Origin of the sequence: Rhodanobacter sp. Root627, assembly GCF_001427835.1 — a bacterium.
Lineage (GTDB): Bacteria > Pseudomonadota > Gammaproteobacteria > Xanthomonadales > Rhodanobacteraceae > Rhodanobacter > Rhodanobacter ginsenosidimutans.
The window spans coordinates 567,885-584,587 of sequence record NZ_LMGW01000001.1; the positions used below are offsets into that span (position 1 = coordinate 567,885).

Below are 16,703 nucleotides of genomic sequence, written 5' to 3' on the forward strand. Positions count from 1 at the left end.
TGTGTTGTCACGACAGATGGGCTCGCGTATGATTCCCGGCTCGCATGAGCCACCATGCGCCCCACTGGAGAGGTGGCAGAGTGGTCGAATGTACCTGACTCGAAATCAGGCGTAGGTGAATAGCCTACCGAGGGTTCGAATCCCTCCCTCTCCGCCAGACAATCCCTCCCTCTCCGCCAGCCACGCACGTCCTTCGACTCCGCTGCGCTACGCTCAGGACGAACGGATTTCTAGGCCTAAGGCTAGACTCAACCCGCCTTCTTCTTCGCCAGCCGCAACCAGGTATCGACCACCGTATCCGGGTTCAGCGACAGCGACTCGATCCCCTGTTCCATCAGCCACTCGGCGAGATCCGGGTGATCGCTGGGTCCCTGGCCGCAGATGCCGATGTACTTGCCCTTGGCGCGGGCGGTCTTGATCGCCATCGCCAGCAGTTTCTTTACCGCCGGGTCGCGCTCGTCGAACAGGCTGGCGACGATGCTGGAATCGCGGTCGAGGCCAAGGGTGAGCTGGGTGAGGTCGTTGGAGCCGATCGAGAAACCATCGAAGATGTCGAGGAATTCATCGGCGAGCAGCGCGTTGGAAGGCACTTCGCACATCATGATGACCTTCAGGCCGTGCTCGCCCTGGACCAGTCCATTGCGCTTCAGCACCTCGATCACCTTGCGGCCCTCACCCAACGTACGCACGAACGGGATCATCACCCACACATTGTCCAACCCCATCGTTTCACGCACGCGCTTCACCGCCTTGCACTCCAGCGCGAAAGCGTCGGCGAAGCTGGGATCGACGTAGCGGCTGGCGCCGCGAAAGCCGATCATCGGGTTCTCTTCGTGCGGCTCATAGCGCGTGCCGCCGATCAGCCCCGCATATTCGTTCGACTTGAAATCGGACAACCGCACGATCACTGGCTTGGGATGGACCGAGGCGGCGATGGTGGCGATGCCTTCGGCCAGGCGGTCGACATAGAACTCGACCGGACCGGCATAACCGGCGATGCGCTCGTCGATCTTGGCCTTCGTCTCGGCGTCCTGCTTGGCATATTCCAGCAGCGCCTTCGGATGCACGCCGATGTGACTGGCGATGATCATTTCCAGGCGGGCCAGGCCGATGCCCGCGTTGGGCAGCATGCCGAAGTCGAAGGCGCGCTCGGGGTTGGCCACGTTCATCATGATCTTCAGCGGCGCCTCGGGCATGTCGCCCAGGTCCGCGGTGATGCGTTCGAACTTCACGATGCCCTCGTAGATCGTGCCGGTGTCGCCTTCGGCGCAGGACACGGTGACGTCGGTACCGTCGGGGATCAGCTCCAGCGCGTTGCCGGTGCCGACAACGGCCGGCACGCCCAGTTCGCGGGCGATGATCGCCGCATGGCAGGTGCGGCCGCCGCGATTGGTGACGATGGCCGACGCGCGCTTCATCACCGGCTCCCAGTCGGGATCGGTCATGTCGGCAATCAGCACGTCACCGGGCTGCACCTTGTTCATGTCGGACAGCGAACGCACAACGCGGGCCTTGCCGGCGCCGATCTTCTGGCCGATCGATCGGCCCTCGGCCAGGATCTTGCCTTTTGCGCTCAGGTGGAAGCGCTCGAGCTGGGTGGCGTGAGAGCGTGATTTCACGGTTTCCGGGCGCGCCTGCACGATGTAGATCTTGCCGGTGTGACCGTCCTTCGCCCATTCGATGTCCATCGGGCGGTCATAGTGTTTCTCGATGATCAGCGCCTGCCGCGCCAGCTCCTGCACGTCCTCGTCGCTGATGCAGAACCGGTTGCGCAGTTCGGCAGGCGTGTCTTCCGTGCGCACACGTTCGTCGGCCGCATCGGAATAGACCATGCGCAATTGCTTGGCGCCAAGGTTGCGGCGCAGGATGGCCGGCTTGCCGGCGTTCAACGTCGGCTTGAAGACGTAGAACTCATCCGGATTCACCGCGCCCTGCACGACCATTTCGCCCAGGCCGTAACTGCCAGTGACAAACACCACGTCGCGGAAGCCCGACTCAGTGTCCAGCGTAAACAACACCCCGGACGCACCCACGTCCGAACGCACCATCAACTGCACGCCGGCGGAGAGGAACACCTCCTCGTGCTTGAAACCCTGGTGCACGCGATAGGCGATGGCGCGATCGTTGTACAGCGAGGCGAAGACTTCCTTCACCGTGTGCAGTACGTCGTTGATGCCGGCCACGTTGAGGAAGGTTTCCTGCTGGCCGGCGAACGAGGCGTCCGGAAGATCCTCTGCGGTGGCCGATGAACGTACCGCCACGGCGATGTCGCTGGCGCCGGCGTCCTTGCACAGCGTGGCGTACGCGTCGCGGATTGCCTGCTCGAGTTCGGCGGGCAGGGCGGTGTCCACGATCCATTGGCGGATTTCCTTGCCGGCAACCACCAGCGCGTCGACGTCATCGACATCCAGCGAGGTCAGTCGATCCTGAATTCGTTTCGCCAGGCCGCTTTTCTCCAGATACTGCTGGAAGGCCTCGGCGGTGGTGGCGAAACCGCCCGGCACCGACACGCCCAATCGGGACAGGTTGCCGATCATTTCGCCAAGTGAGGCATTCTTGCCGCCTACCTTGCCAAGGTCGGTCATGCGCAGCGCATCGAGCCAAAGCACCAGATCGTTCAAGGGGATCTCCTGAAGGCTTTCGTGTGACAACGGGAAGGGTGCAAACTGACCAGAACGGTCGGCAAAGGAGTGGTATTGTCCGCTGCCGGTCGTGTGCAGCACAAGAAGACCATTGTCGTTGATCCCCACTCCAACTGCATACCAGTCAGCCTTGATGCAGTAAGTACAATGATTTACTCGCAACTTATGGCGTCGTAATAGCGGTCATGACCAACCGGGAGCAGGCATGCAACGCACGGTTTTCTTCATATCCGACTCCACTGGTATTACCGCGGAGACGATCGGCAACAGCATCCTGACCCAGTTCGAGGGCGTCACGTTCGACAAGCATCGCCTGTCGTTCGTGGATGACGCGCAAAAGGCCGAGGCCGCCGCGGTGCGGATCAAGACCCATTACGCGCAGAGCGGGCAGCGACCGATCGTGATCAACACGATGGCCGAGCCGGCCTTGTGCGACATCGTCGCGGCCAGCGGGGCGTTGATGATGGATGTGTTTGCGCCGTTCATCGGGCCGCTGGAGGACGAGCTGGGCGCCAAGCGCTCCGGCGCGGTCAACCGCGCGCACGGCATGGTGGACTACGGCAAATACGAGGCGCGCATCAACGCGACCAACTATGCGCTGTCGCACGATGACGGCATCGACGTGAACTATGCCGACGCGGATCTGGTCCTGATTGGCGTGTCGCGTTCCGGCAAGACGCCCACCTGCCTCTACATGGCCTTGCACTATGGTGTCAGTGCCGCCAACTACCCGTTGACCGAGGAGGATCTGGACCGGCTGGAATTGCCGGCGCTGCTGCGTCCTTACAAGTCGCGGTTGTTCGGCCTCACGATCGAGCCGGCGCGGTTGGCGCAGATCCGCGAACAGCGCAGTCCGGGCAGCAAATATGCGACCTTGAAGCAATGCCGCTGGGAGCTGGACCAGGCGGCCCGGCTGATGCGCCAGGCCGGCATCCCCAGCCTCAACACCACGCACGTGTCGATCGAGGAAATCGCCAGCAAGATCTTTTCCCGCTTCGGTATCGAGCGGACCATGTTTTGAACGCAGGGTTTTGAACGCAGGAGTTTCGTGACAACGATGAGTGCCGTACTGGACAGCCGAACCAACTTGTTGCCGGGGCGCTTTGGCTTCCTGATGGGGCTTTATGCGGAAAATTACCATCGGCTGACGCGGCTGTTCGCGCCGCAGCAACTTGAGCCCGGCCGCTACCTGTCCAACGTGGATGACGGCTTGAACGTGCATCTCCATGTGCAGGAGTGCCATCCGTATACGCTGGAGCTTGAGCTCACCTACGATTTCGTCGACGCCCATACCGGCCAGCGTTCGCCATCGGCGCAGCTGCGCATGTATACCGACGCGCACGTGGCCGAAGCGATGCATTGCCATCCCGGGCGACACCTGTGGCAGGTGCTGGGTCCGTTCGCTCCGGCGCATACGGTGTTCCAGCATCGCCTGCGCATGAACGGCTTCCTGTCGCGCTGGCTGGAATATCTGGCGGAGCAGGGGCATTCGACCGGTACGCTGGAGCGCGATCCGGCGGATACGATCGGCTGAGTGCGAAACGGTCGCGCACACGAATCGCGCGCAACAAAAAACCCGCGCAAGGCGGGTTTTCCGTTGTGTAGTGGCGGAGCGGACGGGACTCGAACCCGCGACCTCCGGCGTGACAGGCCAGCATTCTAACCAACTGAACTACCGCTCCACATTTTGTTTTACAGCGTGTACGTTCCAGCGTTGCGAGCCAACTTGGCGTCCCCACGGGGATTCGAACCCCGGTCGCCACCGTGAAAGGGTGGTGTCCTAGGCCTCTAGACGATGGGGACAATTCAAGTTGGTGGAGCCAGGCGGGATCGAACCGCCGACCTCCTGCATGCCATGCAGGCGCTCTCCCAGCTGAGCTATGGCCCCGCCGCTGGAAGCCCGGAAGAATAGGTCCGAGTGTCATATCCGTCAAGCATTTTTTTCACATCGGCGTAGCCCCGCGAACTGCATCCGGCAACTCGGTCCTCCGGCTTGTGCTTTCGCGAACGAATAGTGAGCGGGTGTTCGTTTAAGCTGGGAAATCCCGCGGCGTTGAAGAGAAGGCATGCACGAAATCGGTTTCATCCGCGACCTGGCCATGGTGATGATCGTGGCCGGTGCCACCACGATCCTGTTCCAGCGTCTGCGGCAGCCTGTATTGCTGGGCTACATCCTCGCCGGCGTGCTGATCGGCCCGCATACCCCGGGTGTGCTGGTGGCGGACCCGCGAGCGATCGAAGACATTTCCAACCTCGGTGTCGTGTTGCTGATGTTCACCCTGGGGCTGGAGTTCAGCGTGCGCAAGTTGCGCCAGGTGGGCGTGGGCGTGCTGGTGGTCGCGGTGGCCGAGGTCGGGTTGATGCTGTGGATCGGCTTCGGCATCGGTGAGTTGTTTGGCTGGAAGGGCATGGACTCGCTGTTCCTGGGCGCAATCATCTCGTTGTCATCGACGATGGTGGCCACCCGCATGCTTTCCGAGGGTGGGCAGCGGCACCACCCGTTTGCGCAGTTGGTGGTGGGCTTGCTGGTGGCAGAGGACATGCTGGCGATCATCATGCTGACCCTGCTGACGGCCGTAGCCATCGGTGGCTCGGTGCAGGCGGAAGCGGCGTTTACGCTGATTGGCCACCTTGGCCTGTTCGTGATCGTGGGCATGATCCTGGGGCTGCTGTTGCTGCCGCGGCTGGTGGATTACGTGGCCGGTTTCGGTCGTGACGAAACCTTGCTGGTCAGCGTGCTGGGCATCTGTTTCGGTGCCAGCCTGCTGGCGGCGTGGATGGGTTTCAGCGTGGCCCTGGGCGCGTTTCTGGCGGGTGCCATCGTGGCGGAATCGCGCAGCGTCGCCCGCGTGATGCATCTGGTCGAGCCACTGCGCGACATGTTCGCGGCGCTGTTCTTCGTGGCTATCGGTCTGAAGATCGACCCGGCGATGCTGCTGCATTACGTCGTGCCCGCGCTGTTGATCGCCGGCGCGGTGATCCTGGGCAAGACGCTGGCCTGCAGCGTGGGCATTTTCGCCGTCGGTCACGATGCGCGTACCTCGCTGCGCGCCGGCCTGGGGATGGCGCAGATCGGCGAGTTCTCCTTTGTGATCGCCACGTTGGGTTTGTCGCTGGGCGTGATCAGTGACTTCATCTATCCGATCGCCGTGGCGGTGTCGGTGGTGTGCATGGCGGTCTCGCCCTATCTGAACCGTTCGGCCGACAAACTCGCCAACGGACTGACCCGGATAACGCCACGCTCGGCGCGGTTGCTCGCCACCAGTTACAGCGGCTGGCTGGCCAACCTGAAGCCGGTCAATGAGAACGCGGCGCTGGCGGCGATCTTTCGCCGGTTGTTGTGGCATATCGGCATCAACGTGCTGCTGGTGGTCACGCTTTTCATGCTGGGTGCCTACGTCAATGCGCATAACTGGGCGTGGTTCTCGATGGTCGGCATCGGGCGCGAATTGCGCCACACACTGATTTGGGCGACGGCATTGTTCCTGTCGCTGCCGATGCTGATCGCGGTGTACCGCAAGGCCGAGGCGCTGGGCATGCTGTTGGCGGAAATCGGCATCAGCGAGCGCTTTACTGGCGCCTATACCCAGCCGATGCGCAACGTGCTGGCGCGGATCATTCCGCTGGTGACTTTGCTGGCGCTGGGGGTGCTGGTCAGTGCGTTGGGTTCGACCATCCTGCCGCCGCGTGGAGTGGCGCTGTCCCTGGCTCTGCTGGGTGTGGTGCTGGCGGTGGTGATGTGGCGCAACCTGGTGCAAATGCACGCGCGCCTGCAGGCGGCGCTGAAGGACACGCTCGACAAGCCGGAACACACACCCTGACCGTGGTGGCGGTCGGCGGCATGTGAAATCGGTGTCATGCCGAATGAACCTTTACCGTTGCCGAAGGTCGGACGTTTGCATCGTTGCCAAGACCGGACAGGAACCGCACAATGCGTGGCCTGCCTCCATCGGGGAGGCCCGGATGGTGACGCCGGCATATTCCATGACGAGGGAGTTTCGAATGAAGCAATTTCTGCGTCCCACGCTGACCGCCACTGCGCTGGTCGTTGCGTTGGGCATGACGTCGAGCGTGTTCGCTCAGGCTGCCACCGGCGCCGCCGGCACGGTCGACAAGGCCAAAGCCAGCTACGTGATTGGCTACCAGATGGGCGAGCAGGTGCCGCCGATCATGCGCGACGAGCTGGATCCGACCGCCGTTGCCAACGCCGTCAAGGCTGCCATGCTCGGCCAGAAGCCGACCATGACCGACACCGAGGCCAAGCAGGTTCATGACGCGTTCATGGCCAAGATCCAGGCCAAGTACAAGGTCGAAATGGACAAGCTCGGTGCCAAGAACAAGGCTGAAGGTGCCGCGTTCCTGGCCAAGAACAAGTCCAAGCCGGGTGTGAAGACCACGGCTTCCGGCCTGCAGTACGAAGTGATCACCCAGGGTAGCGGCCCGCGCCCGGGCGCGAACGATACGGTCGAGATCAACTACACCGGCAGCTTCATTGACGGCCAGGTGTTCGATGCCTCTTCCAAGCACAACCCGCCGGGCGCCGCCAAGATTCCGCTGGCTGGCGTGATCCCCGGTTTCCGCGAAGGCCTGCAGTTGATGCAGGCGGGTGGCCATTACAAGTTGTACATCCCCTCGACTCTGGCCTATGGCTCTGAGCCGCGTCCGCCGATGCCGCCGAATGCCACGTTGATCTTCGACGTGACGCTGGTCAAGACCGGCCCGACGCCGGCCGGTTCGGGTGCCTCAGGCGGCTGATCGCCTCCCAGGTCCCGCGATGGCGACATGGCAAGGGCGCGAAGCGATTCGCGCCCTTTGCTTTTCTCGATAGGCAACAAGGGTCACGTTGCCGTCGGCAGCCGGCTAGAATAGTCGGCTCGGTTCCAGGGAATTCTTCTTTAGCGATGAAACTCACGATTTTTGGCACCGGTTATGTAGGCCTGGTAACGGGCGCCTGCCTCGCGGAAATGGGCAACCAGGTGATATGCGTCGACATCGACGCATCGAAAATCGAGCGCCTTCAGCGCGGTGAAGTTCCCATCTACGAGCCGGGCCTGGAGCCCATCGTGCGGTCCAATGGCGCCGAGGGGCGGCTTGGATTTACCACCGATGCGGTGGCCGCCGTGGCCCATGGCGAGGTCATTTTCATTGCGGTAGGGACGCCTCCGGACGAGGACGGCAGCGCCGACCTTCAGTATGTGCTGAGCGTCGCCCGCACCATCGGGGCGCATCTCGACCGGTACGCAGTGGTGGTGAACAAATCCACCGTTCCCGTGGGTACCGCCGACCGGGTGCGCGCCACCATTTCGCAGGTATTGGAATCGCGTGGCGTCGAGGTGCCTTTCGACGTGGTTTCCAACCCCGAGTTCCTGAAGGAAGGGGCTGCGGTGGAGGATTGCCTGAAACCCGACCGCATCATCGTCGGCGCTTCAAGCGAGCGCGCAGTGACGGTGTTGCGCAGCTTGTACGCGCCGTTCAACCGCAGTCACGACCGGATGGTAGTGATGGACGAGCGTTCGGCCGAGCTGACCAAGTACGCCGCCAACGCGATGCTGGCGACCAAGATCAGTTTCATGAATGAGATCGCCAATATTGCCGAGCGGGTCGGTGCCGACGTGGAACTCGTGCGTCAGGGTATCGGCTCCGATCCGCGCATCGGTCACCATTTCATTTACCCGGGCGCCGGTTACGGTGGCTCGTGTTTCCCCAAGGACGTGCAGGCGCTGGAGCGGACCGCGCGCAGCTATGGCTACGACGCACGCCTGCTGGCGGCGGTCGAGGCGGTCAACCACGATCAGAAGGCCAAGCTATTCGAGTTGATCTCGCGCCACTTCGATGGCCAGTTGGCGGGCAAGACGATCGCGCTGTGGGGTTTGGCATTCAAACCCAATACGGACGACATGCGCGAAGCGCCGAGCCGGCGACTGATGGAAGCGTTGTGGCAGGTCGGTGCCAAGGTGCGTGCGTTTGATCCGGAAGCACGGGCTGAAACGGCTCGCCAGTACGGCGAGAGGGACGACCTGGTCCTGTGCGAGCACGCCTACGATGCGCTGCAAGGCGCCGACGTACTGGCCATCGTCACCGAATGGAAGGCGTTCCGCAGTCCCGATTTTTCGCGCATCCGCGGCCTGTTGAAAACCCCGGCCATTTTTGACGGGCGCAACCTCTATGAACCATCGACGGTGGAGGCGGCGGGGCTGGCGTATTACGGCATGGGTCGCGGGCGCAGCCTGCAGGTGGCGAAGTGAGTAACGACGGGCTGGAGCAGCGGCTGGCCGAGCTGGAAGTGCGGCTGACCTTCATCGACGACACCGTCGAGGCGCTTGCGGTGGCTGATGCTGATCAGTCGCAGCGCATTGCGGCGCTGGAACGTGCGGTGCGCGAGCTGCGCGGCGAGTTGATGTCGGTACGGCTGGGCCAGGCGCCGGACCCGCACAGCGAGCCGCCACCGCCGCATTATTGATACCGATCGAGATTTCCGACCATGGCCGATTCCCTGCGCGACCAGTTGCTGAAAAGCGGCATCGTCAAACAAGTACGCGAAGAAAAACGCCCCGCTGCCCCATCCGCCAGGCCGGCGCAGAAAGGCAGGCCGTCGAAGCCGCCACGCCACCGCTCACCTGCCGCCGATACCGATGCCGACGGCATCAATCTGGCGCGTGCGTATGCGATGCGGGCGCAGACCGAAGCCAGCGAGCGCAAACGTGCCGAGCAGGAGGCAGCGGAACAGGCGCGTCTGCGGCGCGAGCAGAAGCAGAAGGTCCAGCAGTTGCTGGCGGGGAACGCGCTCAACAAGGCGGATGCCGACCAACCACGCAATTTCGAGTATGGCGGCAAGATCCGCCGCATCTACGTCGATGCGGCACAGCTGACGGCGCTCAATGCCGGCGAGCTGGGCGTGGTGCAGCAGGGTGGTCGCTACGTGCTGGTAAGCCGCGACATCGCCGAGCAGGTCAAGGCGGTAGACGCGAGGCAACTGGCGCTGCTGGTCGATCCCGCTGCGGCAGGTGTCGGCGACGATGGCGTGCCCGACGATCTGATGTGGTGAAGCGGCCTGGAACAACCGGCGCGCCGCGCCGGTAATCCAGTCTATGCGTCGGCCATGAGTGTCGCGCTGGCACTGACCGCCAGGGCCGGGTTGTCCCAGCCTTTCTTGGGCATGAAACGTTCGCCGTGGCGTTGCGCCAATTGCTCCAGCTTCTGCTTGAGCTTGTCCACGCCTTCGCTGCGCGCGTACTGGATCGGGCCGCCGCGGAACGGCGCGAAGCCGGTGCCGAAGATCACGCCCGCGTCGAGCAGGTCGGCGTCGTCGACCACGCCCTCGTCGAGGCAGGCGATCGCCTCGTTCACCATCGGCAGGATCATGCGCTCCTGCAGGTCCGGCGGGGTGACGTAATCCGGGTCGACTTCGGGTTTCTGCGGCTTGCCGTCCTGCCAGACATACAGGCCCTGGCCATCCTTCTTTCCGCGCTTGCCGGCGCCGAGCCGGTCATCCAGCCCGGGCGGAAGTTCCAGCCCGAGGAACGGCGCCAACTCCTTGCCGACCGAGGCGCAGACATCGAGCCCTACAGTGTCGGCCAGTTCGATCGGGCCCATTGGCATGCCGAATTTCTTCGCCTCGCGATCCAGCACCGGGCCGGGTACGCCCTCGGCATACATGCGCATGGATTCGAGCAGGTACGGCATCAGGATGCGGTTGACCAGAAAGCCCGGCGTGCCCTTTACCGCCACCGGCAATTTGCCGATCGCCTTGCAGAACGCCAGCGCGCGCTTCTCGATCGCCGGATCGAGCCGGTCGTGACGCACCACTTCCACCAGTGGCATCTGCGCGACCGGGTTGAAGAAATGCAGGCCCAGGAAACGCTGCGGCGCGGTCAGCCCTTCACGCAGCTCATTCAACGGAATGCTGGACGTGTTGCTGGCAAGTATTTCGTCGCTTTGGAACTGCGGCTCCATCGTGGCGTACAACGCACGTTTGGCGTCGGCGTTCTCGTAGATGGCCTCGATCGCCAGATCGGCCTCCGCCACGCCGCTGCCTTCCACGTCGGCGCGCAGGCGCTGCGCGGCCGCGGCGATTTTCTCCGGCGTCTTGAGCTTTTTCTCGTACAACGCATGGGCGCGGTCCAGCGCCGGTTGCACGTATTTCATCTCGCGATCCTGCAGCGTCACCTGGAAGCCCTTCAACGCAGCCCACGCGGCGATGTCGCCACCCATCACGCCCGCGCCCACCACGTGCACGTGCTCAATGCCGTGCTCGACGCCGGCGCCCTGGTTCTTGAGGCGCTCGCTGAGGAAGAAGATGCGGATGAGGTTTTGCGCCGTCGACGTTTCGGCCAACTTGGCGACGGAACGTGCCTCCAGCTTCAGCCGCTGACGGATATCTGGCCCACCACGCTTCCATACATCGATCAAGGCGAACGGCGCGGGGTAGTGCTCCTTGCGCACTTTCGCGGCCGTCTGCTTCAGCACCATCGGCGCCAGGATCTGGCGCACAGGCCATAGGTTGCTGGCCCAGGCCTTGGCGCGTCGTGCCAGCGGGCGAGCGGAAGGGCGACGCACCATGTGACGCGCCTCGGCCAGCAATTCGTCGGCGCTGGCCAGGCGATCGACCACGCCCAGGTTCAGGGCGCGTCGGGCGGACAAGGGTTTGCCTGTCAGCATCAGCGGCAAGGCGTCGGTCGCGCCGATCAGCCGCGGCAAGCGCGCGGTGCCGCCCCAGCCGGGATGGATGCCGAGTTGCACTTCGGGCAGCGCGATGCGGGTTTTTTCGTCGTCGACGGCGATGCGCTGGCGGCAGGCCAGAATCAGTTCGGTGCCGCCGCCCATGCAGGCGCCGTGCACGGCCGCCACCGTGGGGCAGGGCAGGCGCGCCAGCGCTTCATAGATCCGCTGGCCGTTCTCGATGTTCTCCAGCACCGTGCCGCGCCGGGCGTAATCCTTGAACTCGGTAATGTCCGCACCGACGGCGAAGCCGGCGGCCTTGGCGGAATGAATGATCACCCCGGCCGGGTTCTCGATCGCCAACCGTTCGACGATCTGCCCCAGCTCGTCCAGCACGGCACCCGAAATGGCGTTGACGCTGCTGCCGGCGCGGTCGAGGGCGAGGGTGACGATGCCGCTGTCGTCCTCGTTGGCTTTCCAATGATTGAAGCGTAATCCTTCGAACATGGGATCTGCAGACATGGCTTGGGAATGTCGAACCTTACCGTTCCATCGCCGTGAATGCGAGACTCATCCCTCGTCGATTCGGGCATCGCCGGACGAAGGGGCGAGGGCGAACGCGGGATCGGTCAAACGTTAATTTTTTGGCGGCGGCTGTTGTCGGCAGGGATCCAAAAAAGTGCGCGCGGTGGCTGGGCGATGGCGCGCGCACCGGGCTAGACTTGCGGAGGACCTGGTTGCCGCACCGGCGGGGATATCAATGACGAGACGCATGCTGTGGGCACAATGATCTTGCCGATGGATACTGCATCGTCGCAGGCTGGCACCGAGGTGTTCGAACAGATCCTCGGCGCGTCCAGCGGCCTGGTGCTGCTGCAGAGCGAGGATTGCCCGGGCTTGCTCGAACAGTTCCGCTCGATCGCCCGCCACACCGGGCAGGCGGTCTACCTGTGGCAGCCGGACACCGGCCTGGGCAGCATGCGTGATGCGCACGTGCGCGTTCCCGATTGCCAGCGCCTGGGCAATGCGCTGCGTTTCATGCAGCAAAGCCTGCATTTCGGCGTGTACGTGCTGGTTGGCCTGGAGTTGCCGCTCTCGGCGATGGACGACACCTTGCTGCGTCAACTGGCACGCATGCCGCAGGGCCACCTGCGTCGCGTGGTGCTGGTGAACGCGCCGCCCGCGCTGGCCGAGCACCTGGGTACGCTGGCGGTGCACCTGCGCAGCGACGACAGCTCACCGCGTCGGCTGCGTCTTCGCGATGGTCGCTGGCTCATATGAGGGCTTGCGCATGATGGCCGGCGTCCTGATCGTGGCCGAGCAGCGCGAGCTGCGCCGGCTGGTGTTCGACGCGCTCGACCAGGCGGGCTACGCGCAGATCTACAGTGCACGCGACATCACCCATGCGGCCATCCTGCTGGAGGGACGCCCGCCCTTGCAGTTGATGGTGGTCGTCATCAAGGGTGATGGCGTGCAGGGCTGCGCCTCTTGCGGGCAACTGCGCCAACTGCCGGCGACCCTCGACGTGCCCTTGATGGTGATAACGACCGACGAGGCACCGCTCCATCCCGATCATTGGCCGGCTGGCACCGTGGACTGGTTGCATGCCTCGCGCGTTACCGCGGAACTGTTGCCGCGCTGGCGCCGGGCCAGCGCCCTTGCTGGCGCGCCCTTGCCGGCGCTGCCGCAGGTGCCGCTGCCGGCGCCGGCTGGCGACCGTTATGCGTTTCAGGAAGACGACAGCGAATGGCTGATCGCCGAGTTGTCTGCCACCTGCCCGCTGCTCGAGGTCAGTTCCGCCGTGATCCGGCACAGCCGCCTGCCGGCTGATCATTGGAAGGCACGCCCGCTGTCGCAGGTGCTTTCCTTCGAGGGCGTGACGATCGAGCAGGTGATCACCGAGGCCAATCGACGCTGGTATCCCTGCCAGCGCCGTTCGGCCGAAGGCAGCGATACCGGGCAGGCAAACGCGCGGCTGGTAAGCCACGACGGGCACGATGCGGTGGCGTTGATCTTCCGCAGCGATCGCGCGGATCTGCGCGCCGAGGCGGCGCTGTCGTTGCTGTCGCGCATGTTTGCCTCGACCAATGGCGTCGATGCGCAAACGGCGGCGGCGCGTTTGCTGTTCGATGAACTCGGCCTCGATTACCTCGCGGTCTGGTCGTTGCCTTCCGGGAGCGCCGGCATACCGGTGCAGCAACTACAGTTGTGGAACGGCCCCGAACCAAGCTGGCCGCCGCCTGCGGCGCAGCCTTCGCTGGCCCAGGTATTGGCCGGCGGCACGGTGAACTACCGGCACGATGCGCGCAACCAGGTGGCCAACGATCCACTGCTGCAGGTGCTGGGCCTGACCGACTTCGCCGGCATGCCGCTGTACGACGAGCGGCATACCGTGCTGGGTGCCATGCTGGCCGGCAGTCGCCGTGGCTTTGGCGCGGCGGGCATCGTCGAACCCGTACTGCATTGTGCCGCGGCGCGGTTCGCGCAAATGCTGGAGCTCGGCCTGACCCGCGAGCAGGGTCGCAGCGAAGGTCTGCTCGACGCGCTCACCGGTCTGCCGAACCGCTTGCTGTTCAACGACCGACTGGAAACCATCATCCGCGAGGCGGTTCGCAACGGCGAATGCTTCGCCGTGCTGTTCGTGGATCTGGACCGCTTCAAGGCCGTCAACGACAGTCACGGCCATGCCGCCGGCGATGCCGTGCTTCGCTCGGTATCGCGGCGCCTGTGCGGCAGCGTGCGCGCGTCCGATACGGTGGCGCGCTATGCCGGCGACGAGTTCACCGTGGTGCTGCGCCACATCGTGAAGAACGATGACGTGCTGCGCGTGGCGGAGAAGATCGTGCAGGTGATGGAGACGCCGCTGTACCTCGACGACGGCACCGAGCTGCAGATTACCGTTTCGATGGGCGTGAGCTTTTTCCCGGACGACGCCAGCGACGCCGAGACCCTGCTCAAGCACGCGGACGAGGCGATGTACGCGGCCAAGCACCTGGGCCGCAACAACTTCCAGATCTACGAAGTCAGCCCGGAATACGCGCAGGAGCACGGCATGGCGCTGAAGACGCGCCTGCGCCACGCCGAGGGCAACGGCGAGCTGCGCGTGGTCTACCAGCCGCAGGTGAACACCGAGACCGAGGACATCGTCGGCATGGAGGCGCTGCTGCGCTGGGAGCACCCGGAGCTTGGCACCATCAGTCCCGCGGTGTTCATTCCGCTGGCGGAGGAAACGGGCCTGATCGTGTCGATCGGCGAGTGGGTGATGCGCACCGCCTGCCGCCAGGCACGGGAGTGGGAGGAGCGCTACGGCTTGCGCCTGCGCCTTGGCGTCAACCTCTCGGCGGTGCAGTTGATGGAGCCGCGCCTGCTCGACACGGTGGCGAAAGTGCTGATGGATACCGGGCTCGATCCCGACCTGCTGGAGATGGAGGTCACCGAGAGCATCAGCATCAAGGAAGCGCCGAACCTGGTGGAGAACCTGCACGGACTGCATGAACTGGGCTGCCACATCGCCATCGACGACTTCGGTACCGGGGCCGCTTCGCTCGACTACCTGCGACGCCTGCCCGCCGACCGGATCAAGATCGACCAGAGCTTCGTGCGCAACATCGGCGTGGACCCGGATGACGAGGCAATCGTGCGCGCCACCATCGAGATGGCGCACCGGCTGAAGCGTGCCGTGGTGGCCGAGGGCGTGGAGATCGAGCAGCACCTGGAATTCCTGCGTGCCCACGGTTGCGACGAGTTGCAGGGCTACCTTTTCTGCCGGCCGGCCACGCCGGTCAGCTTCGGCAACCTGCTGGCCGAGCGGCAGCGGCTGCTGAGCACGCGAGCCACCGAGCCCGCCTGAACGGACGGATGGCGGGGGCCAACGTTTTTTCCACAATCAATCCGGCGCGCGACATTACACTGTGCGGCGCGCAAGCTGAACTTGTGCGGCGGGCGTCGGTCTGAGCTGCGCGTTCGGCTCCCACAGTTTCGCAGCGGATGACGGCATTGATGATGGATACGGCCCGCATGGGCGAAAACGAACTGGACAAGGCGCTGGTTGAGCGCGTCCAGAAAGGGGACAAAGCCGCCTTCGATCTGCTGGTGCGCAAATACCAGCACAAGCTGATCGGGCTGGTATCGCGCTACGTACGCAGCCACGCCGAATGCGAGGACATCGCCCAGGAGGCGTTCATCCGCGCGTGGCGCGCCATCGGCTCGTTTCGCGGCGACAGCGCGTTCTACACCTGGCTGTACAAGATCGCGGTAAACACCGCCAAGAACCACTTGGTGGCCGCCGGCCGGCGACCGCCCACCGACGACATCGATGCCGATGACGCGGTGTTCATGGCCGGCTCCCAGCGCATGCACGACAACGCCACGCCCGAGCGCGAAATGATGCGCCAGGAAATTGAACAATCGGTGTTCTCCACTGTCCAAGCGTTGCCCGAAGAGCTGCGTACCGCCATAACACTGCGTGAAGTGGATGGCCTCAGCTACGAGGAAATCGCCGAGGCGATGGGCTGTCCGATCGGTACGGTGCGGTCACGCATATTTCGGGCACGTGAAGCGATCGATGAAAAACTGCGGCCACTGTTGTCGGACCGCGAGGACCAGACATGAATCAGGCAGGCATGAACCCGGAACACCGCGAGCAACTCTCGGCCGCCATTGATGGCGAATTGTCGGCGGAGGAGCTGCGCTTTCTGCTGCGTCGCCTCGACCATGACGCCGCGTTGTCGCAGGCGTGGTCGCGGTATCACCTGGCCGGCGATGGCGTCCGGCGGCAAATGCCGCCGCTGGCGTCGGCCGGCTTTGCCGCGCGTGTCATGCGGGCCGTCGAGCGAGAATCGGCCGCGGTGCCGGCGGCAGGCGCACGCCGCCATTGGCTGCATTGGTCGGCCGGCGGCGCCATAGCCGCCAGTGTGGCGGTGGCCGCATTGCTGCTGGTGCAACCGGCGGGTGAAACGGGTCGCGTCGAAACCGCCGCGGTCGATTCGGCGGGCGTGACCACATCGTCCGAGCATGCCGCGCTGCCGTCCTCGGCGGTGCCGGCCACGGTTCCACCGTGGTTGAGCGGCAACTCGGCCGAGTTGTACAGCCAGCGCGCGTCGGCCACGCTGGGTGTGCCCGGCGACGGCAATCTGGTGCCATATGCCCGCGACGGGACGCCGATGCATCGCTACCGCACGCTCGACAACCACGACGGCAGCTATCTGCTGTTGCTCGATCCGCAGCAACAGCGCGATACCGCGAACAGTCGCGCATTCCCGCGCTGACCGGCGCCCGCGTGTTGCTCTCCGCGGACTTCCTGTTTTCACGCGTCGCCGGTTCGTGATCCGGCCGACGCGGTTGCTGGCGACCGGTCATGCCCCGACCGGTCGCGTATCCAGCTGTTTGCCCACTCCCAAGGAG

General features: G+C 64.3%; 13 protein-coding genes and 4 tRNA genes. 12 read left to right on the forward strand and 5 right to left on the reverse strand.

Annotation, left to right across the window (positions count from 1 at the left end; genetic code table 11):
• Positions 1–66: 66 nt before the first annotated feature.
• Positions 67–157: transfer RNA gene (locus ASD68_RS02745), tRNA-Ser, on the forward strand.
• Positions 158–248: 91 nt separating this feature from the next.
• Here ASD68_RS02745 and ppsA read toward each other — a convergent pair.
• On the reverse strand, positions 249–2,621 hold the full coding sequence (ppsA, locus tag ASD68_RS02750) for a phosphoenolpyruvate synthase (protein WP_056603147.1): 2,373 nt from the start codon (positions 2,619–2,621) through the stop codon (positions 249–251).
• Between the two features lie 226 nt (positions 2,622–2,847).
• Between ppsA and ASD68_RS02755 the strand changes: the two genes are divergently transcribed.
• Positions 2,848–3,663 (forward strand): pyruvate, water dikinase regulatory protein, encoded by an 816-nt coding sequence (locus ASD68_RS02755; RefSeq protein WP_056078546.1) that lies wholly within the window; start codon positions 2,848–2,850, stop codon positions 3,661–3,663.
• A gap of 36 nt (positions 3,664–3,699) precedes the next feature.
• Positions 3,700–4,176, forward strand: coding sequence for a DUF1249 domain-containing protein (locus tag ASD68_RS02760; RefSeq protein ID WP_056078550.1), 477 nt, complete (start codon positions 3,700–3,702; stop codon positions 4,174–4,176).
• Between the two features lie 71 nt (positions 4,177–4,247).
• Here the strand turns inward: ASD68_RS02760 and ASD68_RS02765 are convergent.
• From ASD68_RS02765 to ASD68_RS02775, 3 genes are all read right to left on the reverse strand, one after another.
• A tRNA-Asp gene (locus tag ASD68_RS02765) sits at positions 4,248–4,324 on the reverse strand.
• 45 nt (positions 4,325–4,369) lie between these two features.
• Positions 4,370–4,445: transfer RNA gene (locus tag ASD68_RS02770), tRNA-Glu, on the reverse strand.
• Positions 4,446–4,454: 9 nt separating this feature from the next.
• Positions 4,455–4,530, reverse strand: a tRNA-Ala gene (locus ASD68_RS02775).
• A gap of 178 nt (positions 4,531–4,708) precedes the next feature.
• Here ASD68_RS02775 and ASD68_RS02780 point away from each other — a divergent pair.
• The 5 genes from ASD68_RS02780 (at position 4,709) to ASD68_RS02800 (ending at position 9,687) form a co-directional block, all read left to right on the forward strand.
• On the forward strand, positions 4,709–6,463 hold the full coding sequence (locus ASD68_RS02780; RefSeq protein WP_056603149.1) for a cation:proton antiporter: 1,755 nt from the start codon (positions 4,709–4,711) through the stop codon (positions 6,461–6,463).
• A gap of 181 nt (positions 6,464–6,644) precedes the next feature.
• The gene (locus ASD68_RS02785) at positions 6,645–7,397 is read left to right on the forward strand and encodes an FKBP-type peptidyl-prolyl cis-trans isomerase (RefSeq protein ID WP_056078556.1); all 753 of its coding nucleotides are present in this window, start codon (positions 6,645–6,647) and stop codon (positions 7,395–7,397) included.
• A gap of 146 nt (positions 7,398–7,543) precedes the next feature.
• Positions 7,544–8,887, forward strand: a complete 1,344-nt coding sequence (locus ASD68_RS02790; RefSeq protein WP_056603152.1) for a UDP-glucose/GDP-mannose dehydrogenase family protein — start codon at positions 7,544–7,546, stop codon at positions 8,885–8,887.
• Entirely contained in the window at positions 8,884–9,102 is a 219-nt protein-coding gene (locus tag ASD68_RS02795; RefSeq protein ID WP_056078561.1) for a SlyX family protein, read from the forward strand. The genes ASD68_RS02790 and ASD68_RS02795 overlap by 4 nt, the downstream gene beginning before the upstream one ends.
• A gap of 21 nt (positions 9,103–9,123) precedes the next feature.
• Positions 9,124–9,687, forward strand: coding sequence for a DUF2058 family protein (locus tag ASD68_RS02800; RefSeq protein WP_056078563.1), 564 nt, complete (start codon positions 9,124–9,126; stop codon positions 9,685–9,687).
• Between the two features lie 41 nt (positions 9,688–9,728).
• On the opposite strand, the gene ASD68_RS02805 is transcribed toward ASD68_RS02800, so the two are convergent.
• Positions 9,729–11,807 carry a 3-hydroxyacyl-CoA dehydrogenase NAD-binding domain-containing protein gene (locus tag ASD68_RS02805; protein WP_056603155.1) on the reverse strand — a complete coding sequence of 693 codons (2,079 nt, stop codon included), beginning with the start codon at positions 11,805–11,807 and terminating at the stop codon, positions 9,729–9,731.
• A gap of 291 nt (positions 11,808–12,098) precedes the next feature.
• On the opposite strand from ASD68_RS02805, the gene ASD68_RS02810 reads away from it, so the two are divergent.
• From ASD68_RS02810 to ASD68_RS02825, 4 genes are all read left to right on the forward strand, one after another.
• Positions 12,099–12,581, forward strand: coding sequence for a hypothetical protein (locus ASD68_RS02810; RefSeq protein WP_235577482.1), 483 nt, complete (start codon positions 12,099–12,101; stop codon positions 12,579–12,581).
• A 10-nt stretch (positions 12,582–12,591) separates the two neighbouring features.
• Positions 12,592–15,150, forward strand: coding sequence for a bifunctional diguanylate cyclase/phosphodiesterase (locus ASD68_RS02815; RefSeq protein WP_056603157.1), 2,559 nt, complete (start codon positions 12,592–12,594; stop codon positions 15,148–15,150).
• A 167-nt stretch (positions 15,151–15,317) separates the two neighbouring features.
• Complete coding sequence (rpoE, locus tag ASD68_RS02820; protein WP_200945315.1) at positions 15,318–15,911, forward strand: RNA polymerase sigma factor RpoE; 594 nt, start codon at positions 15,318–15,320, stop codon at positions 15,909–15,911.
• Positions 15,908–16,567 carry a sigma-E factor negative regulatory protein gene (locus ASD68_RS02825; protein ID WP_056603160.1) on the forward strand — a complete coding sequence of 220 codons (660 nt, stop codon included), beginning with the start codon at positions 15,908–15,910 and terminating at the stop codon, positions 16,565–16,567. The genes rpoE and ASD68_RS02825 overlap by 4 nt, the downstream gene beginning before the upstream one ends.
• The last annotated feature ends 136 nt before the right edge of the window (positions 16,568–16,703 follow it).

Bases quoted from the DNA above. Each gene is read 5' to 3' on its own strand.
- ASD68_RS02755 (WP_056078546.1), top strand. From the start codon at position 2,848: ATGCAACGCACGGTTTTCTTCATATCCGACTCCACTGGTATTACCGCG.
- ASD68_RS02760 (WP_056078550.1), top strand. From the start codon at position 3,700: ATGAGTGCCGTACTGGACAGCCGAACCAACTTGTTGCCGGGGCGCTTT.
- ASD68_RS02780 (WP_056603149.1), top strand. From the start codon at position 4,709: ATGCACGAAATCGGTTTCATCCGCGACCTGGCCATGGTGATGATCGTG.
- ASD68_RS02785 (WP_056078556.1), top strand. From the start codon at position 6,645: ATGAAGCAATTTCTGCGTCCCACGCTGACCGCCACTGCGCTGGTCGTT.
- ASD68_RS02790 (WP_056603152.1), top strand. From the start codon at position 7,544: ATGAAACTCACGATTTTTGGCACCGGTTATGTAGGCCTGGTAACGGGC.
- ASD68_RS02800 (WP_056078563.1), top strand. From the start codon at position 9,124: ATGGCCGATTCCCTGCGCGACCAGTTGCTGAAAAGCGGCATCGTCAAA.
- ASD68_RS02805 (WP_056603155.1), bottom strand. From the start codon at position 11,807: ATGTTCGAAGGATTACGCTTCAATCATTGGAAAGCCAACGAGGACGAC.
- ASD68_RS02810 (WP_235577482.1), top strand. From the start codon at position 12,099: ATGGATACTGCATCGTCGCAGGCTGGCACCGAGGTGTTCGAACAGATC.
- ASD68_RS02815 (WP_056603157.1), top strand. From the start codon at position 12,592: ATGATGGCCGGCGTCCTGATCGTGGCCGAGCAGCGCGAGCTGCGCCGG.
- rpoE (WP_200945315.1), top strand. From the start codon at position 15,318: ATGGGCGAAAACGAACTGGACAAGGCGCTGGTTGAGCGCGTCCAGAAA.
- ASD68_RS02825 (WP_056603160.1), top strand. From the start codon at position 15,908: ATGAATCAGGCAGGCATGAACCCGGAACACCGCGAGCAACTCTCGGCC.